General features: G+C 73.0%; 12 protein-coding genes and 2 tRNA genes. 9 read left to right on the top strand and 5 right to left on the bottom strand.

Annotation, left to right across the window (positions count from 1 at the left end):
* Positions 1 to 4: 4 nt before the first annotated feature.
* The 4 genes from AABA78_RS16800 (at position 5) to AABA78_RS16785 (ending at position 2860) form a co-directional block, all read left to right on the top strand.
* Complete coding sequence (locus AABA78_RS16800; protein WP_338264061.1) at positions 5 to 169, top strand: hypothetical protein; 165 nt, start codon at positions 5 to 7, stop codon at positions 167 to 169.
* Positions 166 to 1017, top strand: coding sequence for a hypothetical protein (locus tag AABA78_RS16795; protein WP_338264060.1), 852 nt, complete (start codon positions 166 to 168; stop codon positions 1015 to 1017). Before AABA78_RS16800 ends, AABA78_RS16795 begins: the two co-directional genes overlap by 4 nt.
* 169 nt (positions 1018 to 1186) lie before the next feature.
* On the top strand, positions 1187 to 2089 hold the full coding sequence (gene miaA / locus AABA78_RS16790) for a tRNA (adenosine(37)-N6)-dimethylallyltransferase MiaA (RefSeq protein WP_338264059.1): 903 nt from the start codon (positions 1187 to 1189) through the stop codon (positions 2087 to 2089).
* Positions 2090 to 2266: 177 nt separating this feature from the next.
* Positions 2267 to 2860, top strand: a complete 594-nt coding sequence (locus AABA78_RS16785; RefSeq protein WP_338264058.1) for an HdeD family acid-resistance protein — start codon at positions 2267 to 2269, stop codon at positions 2858 to 2860.
* A gap of 62 nt (positions 2861 to 2922) precedes the next feature.
* Here AABA78_RS16785 and AABA78_RS16780 read toward each other — a convergent pair whose 3' ends face one another.
* The 4 genes from AABA78_RS16780 to AABA78_RS16765 form a co-directional block, all read right to left on the bottom strand.
* A complete protein-coding gene (locus AABA78_RS16780) occupies positions 2923 to 3186 on the bottom strand; it encodes a hypothetical protein (RefSeq protein ID WP_338264057.1) in 264 nt (87 codons plus the stop codon).
* 132 nt (positions 3187 to 3318) lie between these two features.
* Positions 3319 to 5055, bottom strand: a complete 1737-nt coding sequence (locus AABA78_RS16775) for a response regulator (RefSeq protein WP_338264056.1) — start codon at positions 5053 to 5055, stop codon at positions 3319 to 3321.
* Positions 5056 to 5081: 26 nt separating this feature from the next.
* Complete coding sequence (locus AABA78_RS16770) at positions 5082 to 6038, bottom strand: diguanylate cyclase (RefSeq protein WP_338264055.1); 957 nt, start codon at positions 6036 to 6038, stop codon at positions 5082 to 5084.
* 544 nt (positions 6039 to 6582) lie between these two features.
* Complete coding sequence (locus AABA78_RS16765) at positions 6583 to 7326, bottom strand: tetratricopeptide repeat protein (protein ID WP_120530034.1); 744 nt, start codon at positions 7324 to 7326, stop codon at positions 6583 to 6585.
* Between the two features lie 99 nt (positions 7327 to 7425).
* Between AABA78_RS16765 and AABA78_RS16760 the strand changes: the two genes are divergently transcribed.
* From AABA78_RS16760 to AABA78_RS16740, 5 genes are all read left to right on the top strand, one after another.
* Positions 7426 to 7511, top strand: a tRNA-Leu gene (locus AABA78_RS16760).
* 90 nt (positions 7512 to 7601) lie between these two features.
* Entirely contained in the window at positions 7602 to 8267 is a 666-nt protein-coding gene (locus AABA78_RS16755) for a response regulator (protein WP_338264054.1), read from the top strand.
* 15 nt (positions 8268 to 8282) lie between these two features.
* On the top strand, positions 8283 to 9662 hold the full coding sequence (locus AABA78_RS16750) for an RsmB/NOP family class I SAM-dependent RNA methyltransferase (protein ID WP_338264053.1): 1380 nt from the start codon (positions 8283 to 8285) through the stop codon (positions 9660 to 9662).
* A gap of 60 nt (positions 9663 to 9722) precedes the next feature.
* Positions 9723 to 10121 carry a hypothetical protein gene (locus tag AABA78_RS16745; RefSeq protein ID WP_120559940.1) on the top strand — a complete coding sequence of 133 codons (399 nt, stop codon included), beginning with the start codon at positions 9723 to 9725 and terminating at the stop codon, positions 10119 to 10121.
* A 64-nt stretch (positions 10122 to 10185) separates the two neighbouring features.
* Positions 10186 to 10258 (top strand) — tRNA-Ala (locus AABA78_RS16740).
* 72 nt (positions 10259 to 10330) lie between these two features.
* Here the strand turns inward: AABA78_RS16740 and AABA78_RS16735 are convergent.
* Positions 10331 to 14122, bottom strand: a complete 3792-nt coding sequence (locus AABA78_RS16735; RefSeq protein ID WP_338264052.1) for an ATP-binding protein — start codon at positions 14120 to 14122, stop codon at positions 10331 to 10333.
* Between the last annotated feature and the right edge of the window lie 10 nt (positions 14123 to 14132).

Below are 14132 nucleotides of genomic sequence, written 5' to 3'. Positions count from 1 at the left end.
TCACGTGAGCCAACGACCTTCACAGCCTCCCGCGGGTCCCTCCGTGCCGAAGCCGCCGGCCGCGCCCGCCGTGTACGTGCCTCCCGCCATCCTGTGGGAGCAGCCCTTCGTCGCGCTGGCGCAGCTGTCCACGTGCAACATCCCGGGCGAATCGGAGTGCGTGCCGTGAACGGCGGGGACCCCCTGGCGGGTCCCCGTGAAGGCGCGCTCCGGATCACCCTGGCCGGGTGGACGGTGGTGCTGGAGGTGGAGGATGCGGCGCTCGCCGGTCCGCTCCGGCGCGTGTTCGGCGCGTTCCTCGCGCCGGAGGCCGTGGCCGCGGAGGCCCGGCTGGTGATGCGGACTCCTTTTAGCCCGAGTGCTCCGCCCACCGTGCAGGAGCTGCCCCGACTGGAGCCTGGTGATTCCGGCACGCTGCGGGTGGAGGGCTCCGGATACTCCGCGGTGCTCTCCGAGGACCGAAGCCACGCGGACGTCATCGGATCCGGCCGGTACCCCGTGGAGAACGTGATCAAGGTGATGCTCGCGTCCGCGCTGGCGAAGCGCGGCGGGCTGTTGATCCACGGCGTGGGCCTGGTGCACGAGGGCCGGGCCGCGCTGTTCGTGGGGCACTCCGGCGCGGGCAAGAGCACCCTGGGCGGGCTGTGGCGCGACGCGGGCGGGACGGTGCTCGCGGACGAGCTGGTGGCGGTGTGGCCCGTGGAGGGTGGAGGCTGGAGGGCCGCGGGGACGCCCTGGAACGTGCCGACCCGGACCGCAGAAGCGACGCTCGTCGCGGTGGGCACGCTGGGCTGGGACGCGGCTTCGCGGTGGGAAGCGCAGGGGGCGGGGGAAGTGGCCCGCGTGCTGCTGCTCAACGCGATGCTGCCCGAGCCCACTGCGGCGGGGCGGGGCGTGCTGGTGGGCGCGGCGGGGCGCGTGCTGTCGTCCGTGGAGACCGCGCGGCTCGTGTTCGCGCGGGATGCCAGCGCGGCCGACGTGGTGCGGGCTCGGCTGACCGCGGCGGGACCGCGATAGCACAGGGCCAGCGCGGTGGACGGGATGCGGACGCGACGGGACCACAGTCTCCGGGACCTGCGAGGGAGTCGCGCTCGGGACCCCGGCGCGCACCGGGCTGGAAGCGGCGGCGATCCTGGCAGGGCTCGCGCTTGCCTCGCGTCTGCGTTACAGCGGGCGTGGGAGGCGGATGACGGTGGCTGAGACGCGGGTGCCTTTGACGGTGATCGCTGGGCCCACGGCGTCGGGGAAGACGGCGCTGGCCATCGAGTGGGCTCGCGCCGCGGGCGGGGAGATCGTCAGCGCGGATTCGCAGCAGGTGTACCGCGCCTTCGACATCGGCACCGCCAAGCCTTCCGCCGAGGAGCTGGCCGCCGTGCCGCACCACCTGGTCTCCTGCGTGGATCCGCTGGAGGCCTTCTCCGCCGCCGAATACCAGCGCCGCGCCGACGCGGCCATCGCGGACATCGCCTCCCGGGGCCGGCCCGTGTTCGTCGTTGGCGGCACCGGCCTGTACCTGCGCGTCCTCCTGCACGGCGTGGTGGACGCACCCGGTGCCCTGCCTTCGCTGCGCGCGGAGCTGGAGGCGCTCGCGGCGGAGCAGGGGAGGGAGGCCGTGCACCGCCGGCTGGCCGAGGTGGATCCGGAGACCGCGGCGAAGCTGCCCACGCAGGACCTGGTGCGCGTCGTCCGCGCGCTGGAGATCCATGCGCAGACGGGCGTCCCCGCTTCGGAGTTCCGCCGCGCGCATGCCTTCGCGCCGGACCGCTATCCCTTCCAGTTGTACGTGCTCGAACCGCCGCGCGAGGCCCTCTACGCGGCCATCAACGCGCGCACGGAGGCGCTGTTCTCACGCGGCCTCGTGGAGGAGACGCGGGCCCTGTTGGACCAGGGCTACGCGGACGCGGCTCCCATGCGCAGCGTCGGCTACGTGCAGGCCCGCGCCGTGGTGGAGGGCCGGATGACGCGCGAAGAGGCCATCGCCGACACCGCGCAGGAAACCCGGCGCTACGCCAAGCGGCAACTCACCTGGTTCCGCAAGGAGCCCGGCGCGGTGTTCCTCCCGCCTCCTTACGCTCGCCCCACCCCTTGAGCGGGGTGGGCCACGCCGGCCCCTGCTCGCTGCTCTGTTTCATTCGGCGGGGGGCGTGGATTGTTCGCAACCGACGCCGCTCCCATCTTCCACGAGGAAACGCTTCCCCCTCGTCCACTCCCGGACCGACAGGCGGCCGAGGGCCCGAGGCGGGCAGCCATCACCGTGGAGATCGCCATGCGAACGAATGTCGAACGCGCGCCGGACACCCGGCCGGACCGTCCTTCCCGGGGGGCCTCGGCGATGTGGGGCGCCCCCTTCCTCCTGGGCCTGCTGACGGCGATCGCGGGGGTCGTGCTGCTGGGCGCCACCTTCTTCACCAGCATGGTCACCGTCTTCTTCGTGGGCATGATGCTGGTGATTGGCGGCGTCCTGGAGATCGCCGCCGCCGTCCGCTCCCGAGGCGAAGGCCGGGGCACCTTCTGGTCCTTCATGCTCGGGGGCGTACTCACCACCGTCGTCGGCATCCTCACGGTCATGTACCCGGCCGCGGGGCTCGCTTCGCTGACGCTGCTGATCGCCGGCTACTTCTTCGCCAGCGGCCTCTTCCACGTCATCACCTCCGTCATGGACCGCTACTTCCAGTGGGGATGGGACCTGGCCTACGGCCTCATCTCCCTGGTCCTGGGCATCAGCGTCATGGCCCGGTGGCCCTCGTCCTCCGTGTGGCTCGTGGGCACCCTCGTCGGGCTCGCCGTCTTCTTCCGGGGCATCTCCATGATGTCCGGCTCGCTCATGCTGCGGCGGGGACTGCACCACGTGGAGGCCTGAGCGCCAGGACGACCCTGTCACCCATTCACTTTGGGTGAACAAGGGATATCAGTGAGTGAAGTCTAGCCCGGGTAGCCGATGCGGCGGCGGACGCCGTTCGCCTCGTCCGTGACGAGCAGCGCCCAGCCGACGGCCACAGCCGTGGCCGCCAGCCGGGCCGTGGTGCCCTGCGCGTCGATGTGCACGTACCTGGTGAGCGGATCGCGGTTCCACGAGCCGCGCATCGCCTCGAAGGCGTCGTCGCGGAACGCCTCCAGGAAGCGGGTGCCCGTGCCGGCCGCGACCGCGAGTCCGACGGCGCCTGCTGCCCAGGCAGCAGGGCCCACCGTGGTCCGGGGCCTGCGGGATGCGGTTGAGCTCCTCCGGCGGGGCGGGTCGTCATCCCCGCGCGAATCCGAGCCCACGTCCCCGCGCCGGGGCCCACGCCCCGGTTCAACCCCGTCGCGTGCGGGACGGTGTCAGGAGGCGAAACGGTCTTCGCCGAAGGACTCCACGACGGCGGGCCGGAGGACTTCACGCGGCGCGGCCAGCGGGTCCGGCACGCGGCCGGTGAGCTGGCAGAGGAGGCGGTCCGGGTTCACCGGCTTGGGCAGGAAGGCCTCCGCGCCCGCGTCGAGCGCGCGCTGCCGCACGTGCGGACGGTTGAGGCCGCTCATCACCAGCACGCGCGTGTCGCGGGTGAGCGGGTGCTGCTTGAGGCCTTCACACAGGCGCAGGCCGTCCACCCAGTGCAGCACCACGTCCAGGAGGATGGCGGTGGGCGGGCGGCGGGCCACGGCGCAGAACAGCGCCAGCTCGTCCGCGAAGGACACCACGCGCGCGCCGGTGCTCTCCAGCAGCAGCGTGAGCGCCTCGCGCGTGTCCGCGTCGTCGTCCACCACGTAGTACAGGTCCGGCTCCACCTCCGGCACGAACGTCGGCACGGGCTCCATCGGCGTGCGCAGCCACGAGCCCACCACCTCCCGCACTCCCGACCAGCGCGCCGCGGACAGCAGCCCCAACGGAGTGGGGGCGCTCAGGCCCAGCACACCGCCGCCATACACGCCGCCCGTCGCATGCTTCGCGCGCGCCGCGACGAACGCGGCCGGGGCCCGCTTGCCCGCGCGGCGCAGCCAGGTGATGGAGCGCGCACCGGCCGCCGCGTCCTCCATCAGCTCGCCCAGCCCGTCGCGCACGTACCTGCGCTCCAGCGACGGCGCGTCAAGCCCGCCATCCAGCAGCGCCACCGCGGCGCGGCTGCACGACGCCAGCGTCTCCGACAGCCCCACCTGCAGCGGGTGGCCGAAGGCCGCGGGGCCCACCGCCAGCTGCCCGGGCGCCACCAGCGTGCGGCCGGGGCCGAAGGGCAGGCGCGTCGTCTCCAGCGCGGCGACCTCGAAGCCCTCCTCCAGCAGGCCGTCGCGCGCGGCCATCATCAGCACCTGGCACAGGTCCGCCGGCGTCACCGCCGCGCCAAAGGCCAGCGCGTACACGGACGACGCGCCCGGGATGAGGAACAGCGCATCCACGGAAGGCAGCGGGGCCACCCACAGGCGCGCCACCGGCGCCAGGTCCCGGCCCGTCATCGCGCCCTGGAGCCGCGCCTGCACCGCCGGCATGGACGGCGCGGGACGGAAGCCCTTGAAGAAGGCGTCACCCAGGAGCGGCCCCGCGCCCGCGGCCAGCGCCACCGCGTGGAAGCGCTCACCGCTGCCCTGCGCTCGGACGACCAGGGGGCCCGCGTTGCGCACCGCCGTGGGAGCATCCGGAGCGGGCGCCTGCCGCTCCACGCGCTCCACGTGGCGGTCCACGAACCGGGCGCCCTGCGCGCTGGCCGCCGTGGACAGCACGTGGCGCACCATGTCCAGGCCGCCTTCACCCCGGGGCCAGCCGTCCACCACCCAGAGGCCGCCGGCGGCGCACGGCAAGAGCTCGCGCTCGCCCTGGGAAATCACTTCCACGCCGCGCAGCTCGTGCGCGCGCCACTCCGGCGGGATGCGGCAGCCCAGCGCGGCCAGGCGCGAGCGGCACTCCGGCGTGAGCAGGGCAGGGGGCGCGGTGCGCTCCTCGGTGCCGCCTGAGTAGACGCGCACGTCCAGGGCCACGCCCCGCGCGCGGCCGTTGAAGAGCAGGGAGGCCGCGAGCCCCGCCCCGGCGATGCCTCCGCCGACGATCGCCACCCTCGAACCACTCGTAAGCTTGCTGGTCCCGCTCATCGCGCGCCCTCGTTCCCTTCCCGCCGTCAGTGCCGCTGCGCCGAGGGGGTGTGGAGCGACTGGCCGTACACCACCACCCGGTCGCGCCCCTCCCGCTTGGCCTCGTAGAGCGCGGCGTCCGCCGCCTTCAGCAAGGCTTCCGTGCTCTCGCGCGGGGAGTCGGCCGTGTGGTCCGCCACGCCCACGCTGATGCTCAACCCGAAGGGCGCCGGGCGCCCGTCACCGCGCTGCACGTTCACGCCGCGCAGCTCCGAGCGCAGCCGCTCCGCGAACACCGCGGCCTCCAGCGACGTCTGGTGCGGCAGGAGCACGACGAACTCGTCGCCGCCGAAGCGCGCCGCGAAGTCGGACTCGCGCAGGTTGCCCTGCATCAGGGTGGCCAGGGCCAGGATGGCGCGGTTGCCCACGTCGTGGCCCATGCCGTCGTTGATGGCCTTCAGGTGGTCCAGGTCGATGACCACCACGCTCAGCGCGTAGCCGTAGCGCAGGGCCCGCTTGAACTCGTCCTCCAGGCGGACCGACAGCGCCCGGAAGTTCGCCAGCCCGGTGAGCGCGTCCGTCTGCGCCAGCACCTGGAGCTTGCGCTGCTGCTCGCTCTGGCGCACCGCGCGGTCAATGCGGGCGAGCAGTTCGCGCGAGCTCGCCGGCTTGTGGATGAAGTCCACGGCGCCCATCTCCAGGCATCGCTCCAGGGTCGCCTCGTCCGCGTCCCCCGTGAGGAAGATGACCGGCACCATCTCCGTGCGCACGTCGCCCTGGAGCGTCTCCAGGACCGCCAGCCCGTCCCCGGAGGGCAGGAAGCGATCCAGCAGCACCAGGTCCGGGCGGTGCTCGCGCGCCAGCTCCACGCCCGCGTCCGCGTCCGGCGCGGCCAGCACGTCGAAGCGCGGGGCGAGCAGGTCCATCAGGCCTTCGCGCACGCCGGTGTCGTCCTCGATGATGAGCAGGAGCGCGCGCTCACTGCTGCGGCCGTGCCGTTCCATGAACTGGTTCGCTCCGCTCGCCTGCCCCGAAATGGCAGGCCGAAAGTCTCGGGCGCCACGCCCATCCAGATGCTCCCCACGCCCCTGCGCCCCACGCGCACCCGCCGCCGCCCCGTCTTGCAAGCACCCACCCACCCATCCAAACTTCACCCGAGACCTCCGGCTGCCAAGCCCGTCCGCCTCCGCGGGGGCTTTGGGAACCATCCGCCCCGGACGCCCGCGTGTCCCTGCCCGAGAGCAAGCCCTGTGCCCCGCGACTCACGCGGTGGCCGGCCTCTTTTCAGGGGGTTGCATGGGGGTCCGCGCGACAGCCAACAAGGCGATCGGAAGACGTTGCAGCGTACGGGCGGCGCGCACGGTAGGAATTGCCGGACGCGGGCCGCTCCGGAAGGGGCTCCCGGAGGTGGGGTGGAGCGGCTGATCCGTTGAGAACTCCCCGGAAGCGCGCGCACGGAAGCGGCGCCATCGACGGGATCGCGGCGGGCCGCGAAAGGGGACCCGGGCGCCATTGCGGTGGCGCCGGGCCGGCACTTCCACCGGGACTTCAGCGCCGGTGGGTGAACTGCACGCGGCGCCCGCCCATGGGGGGCATCACCGGCGGGGCCTCCAGGCCGAACTGCCACCAGAGCGGCTCGTAGGGCTTCATCTTCAGGCGCTTGTCGTTCTGCAGCTGGGCGAGGCTCCCCTTGAGCTTCTCGTCGGAGGGATTCTGCTCCACGCCGCGCGCGAGCACGCGCTGGGCCCCGTCCTTGTCCTTCAGCTGGAGGAGGCACCACGCGTACACGGCCCAGACGATGGATTCCTTCTTGCCGCTCTTCACCGCGGCCTCGAAGGACGCCTTCATGGCGGGCACGTCGTTGCGGCGGAAGTGCAGGGCGCCCTCCATGGCCTTGGCCATGTAGTTGCGGCCGCTGGCCTTCTCCAGGTGGGGCTTCGCGCCGTCCAGGTCCTTCACCATGTACTTCAGCATCCCGATCTGCGCGTGGAGCTCCGGCCCGATGAGGAACTGCCACTTGTCCCAGACCAGGCCCTGCTCCAGCGTCTTCACGGCCCGGTCCACGCGCCCCTGGGCTTCCTTCTGGTTGGCGGGCTGGCCCTGGAGATCATTCTGCACCGTCGTCATCAGCGCCTGGACCCGGGTGGAGACCCGGCGGGCGAGCACGATGTAGGTGGCGAAGAAGACGATGACGCCGGGCACGATGCCGGCCCACCAGGAGAAGCCGCCGGCGAACTTCACCAGCACGCCGACCGCCAGCCCGACGGCCAGGGAGATGAGGAGGTTGTACATGCGCTGCCCCTTTAGCGGTGTGCGTGGACCACCGCAATCTTCGGATGCACACGAACCGAAGGCGCGATATACGTTCGGCCGCCTCGCTCACACCCAAGGGGCCCTCTGTCGAAATTGGTAGACGAGGCGGACTCAAAATCCGCTGCGGCTGACCCCGCGTCCCGGTTCGAGTCCGGGGAGGGCCATCCTCAAACGCAGACCCGGCGCCCGAGATGCCGTCTTCCGGGCCGCCCGAACGTGAAAGCGCTCCCCTGTCCGCCGCGCTGGAAGACGCGATGAAGGTCCTGCTCGTCGAGGATGATCCCAGCCTCCGCGAAGGAATGGGGGAGCTGGTCTCCGAGCTGGCGGACGTGCAGGCGGTGGGCACCCTCGACGAAGCGCTGCGCGCCCTGGCGGCGGACCGCTTCGAGCTGGTGATGACCGACATGCGCATCGCCGGAGGGCACACGGACGGCCGCGGCGTCCTGGAGGCCGCGCGCCGCCAGCGCCACCCGGTGGCCATCGTCAGCGCCGCGGGGCCGGACGAGGTCGCCCAGGTCCTGCACCCCTCGGAGCCGGACGCGCTGCTGATCAAGCCCTTCCAGGTGGACGACATCCTGGGGCTGGTGGAGCGCTTCCTGGAGCTCAAGCGCCAGGTGGTCGCCGCGGCCGGGGAGCCCCTGCCCGCTGACGCGCCCGAATGGACGGAGCCTTCGCCCGGGGTGCGCTGCGCGGGTTTGGCGCCGGACAGCGCCCGGATGTGGCTGCGCCTTTCGCCGGACGCCACCTTCTCCTGGCACCTCCCCCAGCGTGCCCACGGCGTCCTGCTGGTGGAGGGCGACCTGGAGCTGGACGGGGAGCGCTATGCCGCGCCGTGCTACCTCTTCCTGTGCCAGGGCGCGTCGCCCCAGCTGAAGACGCGGGCCGGTGCGCTGGCCGTGTGCGTGCCGCTGCGCGGCTAGGCGACGAGGTCACCCGTGGACATCCCTCTCTGGCCCCTGCCGCATGAGCCGTCACGCCTGGGGCGTCCGTCCCGGCGCGCGGCCACCGCGGCGCTGGAGACGCACATCGCCGTCCTCAAGGGCGAGCCGCTGAAGGCCGCGCTCGCCACGGCGCTCCGGGAGGCGGAGGGGCTGGGCGGACAGGAGCGGCGCTTCGTGGCCATGGCGGCGCGCGAGCTGTCCCGGCACCAGCGCCTGCTGGACCTGGCGGCGCGGCAGCTGGGGCACTCGCCCGGCAAGCACGTGCTCACGGAGGACCAGGCGCTGGTGCGCTACACGCTCTGGCGGCGCCTGTTCTGCGGCGAGGGCTGGGCGCGCATCGGGCCGGAGGTGAAGCTGCCGGGGCCGGTGCGGCCGCGCACGCTGCATGACGCGGTGCTGGAGGGGCTGGTGACGAAGCCCCTCGCGGAGCCTCCCGCGGCGGAGGGCCCGGAGTCCGTCGTCGAGCGGCTGGCCACCCGGTACTCGTTCCCGGGGTGGCTCACGCAGCGGCTGGCGCAGGTGTACCCGGAAGGGACGCTCGCGGGGCTGATGGCGTCGCTGGACGAGGAGCCGTCGCTGCACTTCCGCGCGCGGCCTCCGGGGACGCGCGACGCGGTGCTCGCGGCGCTGGCGCAAGAAGGCGTGGCGGCGGAGGCGGTGCCCTGTGCGCCGGACGCGCTGCGCGTCGCGGACGCCAGCCACCGCATCTTCGAGTCGAGGACGATGAAGGCCCGGCGGCTCCAGGTGCAGGACGTGGGCAGCCAGCTCATCGTCCTGGCGTGCCTGCCTCCCGGGGCGACCCTGGCGGGGCTCGCCGTGGCGGACGTGTGCGCGGGGGCCGGCGGCAAGACGCTGGGGCTCGCGGACCTGGTGGGCGCGAAGGGGAAGGTGCTGGCGGGAGACCGCTCCAAGCGGCGGCTCGCGGACGCGCGCGACCGGGTGCGCGAGTTCGGCCTCAAGCAGGTGACGTTCCCGCACCCGGTGCCGCTGGACGCGGTGGACGTGGTGCTGGTGGACGCGCCGTGCAGCGGCACGGGGTCCCTGGCGCGCGAGCCGGATCAGAAGTGGAAGCTGTCCGCGAAGGCCATCGCGGAGTTCCAGGCCACGCAGTCCACGCTGCTCGCGGATGTGGCCGCCCAGGTGAAGCCCGGGGCGCGCATCGTCTACGCCACGTGCTCCGTGCTCCCGGAGGAGAACGACGCGGTGGTGGAGGCCTTCCTCCAGAAGCACCCGGGCTTCGCCCTGGAGCCGGTGGGGGAGGGGTGGCCCGCGGAGCTCCAGGTGGGGGTGGACGGCCCCTACCTGCGCGCCCTGCCACCCCGGGTCCCCGGCGGGGGCTTCTTCGCCGCCCGGCTGGTCCGCAAGGCGGGTTGACAGTCGCCGAGCCGCCACGCTACGCACGAACGACCTTCTCCTCTCCCGAGGGTGACAGCCGTGGCGGCAGATCCGAAACAGACCGAAGTGATGCGGCAGATCAACGAGGCCTTCCAGGCGGCCGAGGCCAAGCTGGCCAAGCTGCGGGAGGCCGTTGAACGCAACACGGAGCTGGCGCGGGCCAACGGCAAGGCGGCCTTCCTCAAGGACAAGAAGGAGCAGACCCACCGCGAGCTGGGCGAGGCCGTCTGGCAGGCCGTGCAGGCAGGCCGGCTGGAGCTGCCCCCGAACTTCGCCCGGCTGCTCCAGTCCATCGCGGCGGCGGAGAAGGCGGCGGCGGACCACGCGGCGTCCCTCACCGACCTGCTGCGGGAAGGAGAAGAAGTGGCGGACCGTTTGAAGGTAAAAACCGTCGCGAAGCCGCAAAAAGTTGTGGCGTCGGGGACGAAGAAGCCGTAGAAGTCGCGCCGCCTCACGGCACGGACCGCCCCCCACGGCGGACCGGGCAGCACGCAGCAAAGAAGGGGCTATAGCTCAGCTGGGAGAGCGCTTGAATGGCATTCAAGAGGTCACCGGTTCGATCCCGGTTAGCTCCACACTGAAGTGAGAGAGGCCCGCGAGAGAAATCTCGCGGGCCTTTTGCTTTTGGGGCGCTGCCCCGGCGGGCGCTACGGGCCTGCCGGGACCGCGAGCGCCGTCGGGACGTGGCGGGGCAGCCGCACGGTGAACGTGGTGCCCGCTTCGGCGGTGGACGTCACGGTGACGGTGCCGCCGTGGGCCTCCACCAGCTGTTTCACGATGTAGAGCCCCAGCCCGATGCTGCGGCTGCCGTGGTCCACCTCGCCGCTGGCGCGCTGCAGGGGCTGGAAGAGCAGGCCCATCCGCTCCGGGGGGATGGGGGCTCCCGCGTTGTGGATGGTCAGCGTCACGGCGTCGTCCGCGCCGTGGGTCTCCACGAGGACGGCGGTGTCCCGGGGGCTGTACCTCAGCGCGTTGGTCACCAGGTTCTGGGCCATCTGCCCCAGCCGGTCCGGATCCCACTCGCCCAGGCCGCTGCCGCCGCGGCGCCGGCGGATCTCCCGGTCCGGGTGCGTGGCTTCAATCTCCTCCAGCACCCCGTCGATGAGCTCGTGCAGGTCCGACGCGCGGCGCTGGATGCGCAGCCCGCCGCCCAGGCGCGCCTGGGTGAAGTCGAGCAGGTCGCGGATCATCCGGTGGGCCCGCTCCGCGGCGGATTGGATGCGGCTGACGGCCTTGGTGCTGCGCTCGTCCAGCTCCTCGCGGCGCATCAGGCTGGCGGCGCCCAGGAGGATGGCGCTCACGGGGTTGCGCAGGTCGTGGCTCACGATGCCAATGAGCTGCTGTTCGAAGTCCGCGCGCTGCTGCTGCTGGGCCTGGGCCTGACGCAGCTCGTGGACGTCCATGGACGTGCCCACCCACTTCACCACCCGGCCCTCCGCGTCCCGGACGGACAGGGCGCGCACCAGGTGCCAGCGGTACTGGCCGTCCCGGTAGAGCACCCGGTGCTCGGCCTGGAAGCGCTCGCCGCGCTCCAGCGCCTGCATCCAGATCCTGCCGCTCTCGGCCATGTCGTCGGGGTGGATGATGCGCCGGTAGCCCCGGTCCATCAGCTCCTCCGCGCTCAGACCGGTCTGCTCCGACAGCACGTTGTTCACATAGGTGAAGGACCCGTCCGGGGCGGTGACGAAGACGGCCTCGGGCAGCGCCTCCGCGAGCGTGCGGAACTCCTCCTCGCTGCGGCGCAGGGCGTCGTCCGCGGCCTTGCGCAGCGTGACGTCCTGCATGGCGCCCACCATGCGGATGGCCGTGCCCGTGGCGTCGCGCACCACCCAGCCCCGGTCCTCCACCTGGGCATAGGTGCCGTCCTGCCGGCGGAAGCGGTACTCGGCGCGCCAGTCGCTGCCCTCGGGCGCGTCCACGATGGCGTGGAGGCTCTGGACGGCCTGCTCTCGGTCCTCCGGGTGGACGGCCTCCGTCCACCAGTCCAGCCCGGGGCGCACCGCGTCCAGCGCGTAGCCGAAGAGCGTGTGGATGCCCTCGCTCCAGGACAGCTGCTGGGTGCGGATGTCCAGGTCCCAGACGGCGTCCTTCGTGGCCCGGGTGGCCAGCCGGTAGCGCGTCTCCGACAGCTTGAGCGCCTGGACCAGCTCCTCGCGCTGGGCGCGGGCCCGCGCGGCGTTGACCGTCCCCTCCAGGCGGGCCACCAGCTCCCGCACGCCGAAGGGCTTGACCAGGTAGTCGTCCGCGCCGGCGTTGAGGCCCTCCACCTTCGCCTCCTCGCCGGCGCGCGCGGACAGGAGGATGACGGGGACGTGGGCGGTGCGCGGATCCGCCTTCAGCTCCCGCATGAGCGCGAAGCCGTCCAGCTCCGGCATCATCACGTCCGACAGCACCACGTCCGGCGGTTGCCGCCGCGCCACGTCCAGCGCCGTGCGGCCGTCCGCCACCGCCGTCACCGTGAAGCGGCCCTCCAGCGACCGCCGCACGTAGTCGCGCATGTCCGCGTTGTCTTCCGCCAGGAGCACGTGGCCCCGCATGCGCCCCGGGGGCGCCTTCGGCACGGGCGCGGGCAGGTCCTCCGAGGCCCCCGGCAGCCACTGCGCCGCCTCCTGGACGAAGGCCTCCGGCTTCGGGGCGCGGGCGTCGTCCCGCGCGGGCTCCCGCCGCAGCTGCTCGGGCGGCAGGTGCGCCGTGCCCTTGCGCAGCGACACCGTGAAGGTGCTGCCCACCTCCGGGACGCTCTGGGCGGAGATGTGGCCGCCGAGCAGCTCCACCAGCTCGCGCACGAGCGCCAGCCCGATGCCGCTCCCCTCGTAGCTGCGGCCCCGCGCGCCCTCCACCCGGTGGAAGCGCTCGAAGACGCGGGGCAGCTCGTGCGCGGGGATGCCCGTGCCCGTGTCGCTGACGGACAGCTCCACCCGGTCGCCCCGCTCGCGCAGCCGGACGGTGAGCGTGCCCTGGAAGGTGAACTTGAAGGCGTTGGAGAGCAGGTTGAGGACGACCTTCTCCCAGAGATCGCGGTCCACCCAGACGGGGGCGGACAGGGGAGGGCAGTCCACCTGGAGCCGCAGCCCCGCCTTCGTCACCAGCGACTGGAACGCGCTCGCGAGCCCCGCGGTGAAGGGCCCCAGCTCCGTGGGCTCGAAGGTGGCCCGCGGGTGGCCCGCCTCCAGGCGGCTGAAGTCGAGCAGGCTGTTCACCAGCTTGAGCAGCCGCTGGCTGTTGCGCAGGACCCGCTCCAACTGCTCCCGGTGCCGGACGTCCAGGGGGCGCTCCGGATCCGTGAGCACGTCCCCCAGCGGCCCCAGCATCAGCGTCAGCGGCGTGCGGAACTCGTGGCTGACGTTGGAGAAGAACGCCGTCTTCGCCCGGTCCAGCTCCGCCAGGGCCTCCGCCTGCCGCCGCGCGTCCTCGTACGCGCGGGCCCCGGAGAGCGCCGCGCCCAGCCCCCCGGCGACCAGCGCCAGGAACGACAGGTACGAGGCATCCGCCGGCACCCGGGGCGACAGGCCCAGCACGAGCACGCCCGCGGGGCTCGACTCGCCAGGGCGGGCCATGGGCTGCACCAGGGCCGACGTGGGGAGCGGCACGCCGTCCCGCAGGGGCAGCGGACCAAAGCGCGCCTCGAGCCCGTGGACCTGCTCGGCCTGCCCGGAGCGCACCACCCGCGCCAGGGGCCAGGCGGCCGCCGCGTCCGGCTCCAGGCTCACCTGCTCCGGGCAGAAGGGGCCGTCCGCCGTGAGGCCCATGCGCGCCTCCAGCCGGGCCCGGGTGCCATCCGCGTCGACGCGGTAGAGCAGCGCGAAGGGGAGGTCCGCGGGGTTGGTGGCGAGCGCCTCCATGGCCCGGGTGCACGCGTCCTGGACCCGGAGGCTCCCGCCCGCGCGCGAGGCCACCTCCTGCAGCGTGCGGAGGCGGCGGGCGTCCAGCACCTGGCTGGTGGTCTCCACCACCGTGTCCAGCACGCCGTTGACGGCCCCGGACTCGTCGCGGACGGGGCTGTAGGAGAAGGTGAAGTAGGTCTCCTCCAGGAAGCCGTTGCGCTCGACGAAGAGGCGCTGGTTCTCCGTCATGAGGGGGCGGGCCTCGCGGCGGACCTGCTCCACCCACGGGCCAATCTCGTCCCAGACCTCCGCCCAGACCTCGTGGCCCGGCCTCCCCAGGGCGGCGGGGTGCTTGCCGCCCAGGATGCGGCTGTAGGCGTCGTTGTAGAGCTTCACCGACAGCGGTCCCCAGAACACCATCATGGGGAAGCCCGAGGTGAGGCAGGTGCTGGCGATGGTGCGCAGGGACTGCGGCCAGGACGACACCGGACCCAGCGGCGTCTTCGACCAGTCCATGGCCCGCACCAGGGCGCCCATCTCACCGCCGCCGGACAGGAAGTCCTGGGTCGCGGGAGGCGCGCCGCCGGCATCAGGCGTACTGGAACCCTGAATCATCCCTGTTGCG

Origin of the sequence: Corallococcus caeni, assembly GCF_036245865.1 — a bacterium.
GTDB classification, from domain to species: domain Bacteria; phylum Myxococcota; class Myxococcia; order Myxococcales; family Myxococcaceae; genus Corallococcus; species Corallococcus caeni.
This window is presented reverse-complemented; position numbering and strand designations above follow the sequence as displayed.

Bases quoted from the DNA above. Each gene is read 5' to 3' on its own strand.
- miaA (WP_338264059.1), top strand. From the start codon at position 1,187: ATGACGGTGGCTGAGACGCGGGTGCCTTTGACGGTGATCGCTGGGCCC.
- AABA78_RS16755 (WP_338264054.1), top strand. From the start codon at position 7,602: ATGAAGGTCCTGCTCGTCGAGGATGATCCCAGCCTCCGCGAAGGAATG.
- AABA78_RS16735 (WP_338264052.1), bottom strand. From the start codon at position 14,122: ATGATTCAGGGTTCCAGTACGCCTGATGCCGGCGGCGCGCCTCCCGCG.
- AABA78_RS16770 (WP_338264055.1), bottom strand. From the start codon at position 6,038: ATGGAACGGCACGGCCGCAGCAGTGAGCGCGCGCTCCTGCTCATCATC.
- AABA78_RS16765 (WP_120530034.1), bottom strand. From the start codon at position 7,326: ATGTACAACCTCCTCATCTCCCTGGCCGTCGGGCTGGCGGTCGGCGTG.
- AABA78_RS16785 (WP_338264058.1), top strand. From the start codon at position 2,267: ATGCGAACGAATGTCGAACGCGCGCCGGACACCCGGCCGGACCGTCCT.
- AABA78_RS16775 (WP_338264056.1), bottom strand. From the start codon at position 5,055: ATGAGCGGGACCAGCAAGCTTACGAGTGGTTCGAGGGTGGCGATCGTC.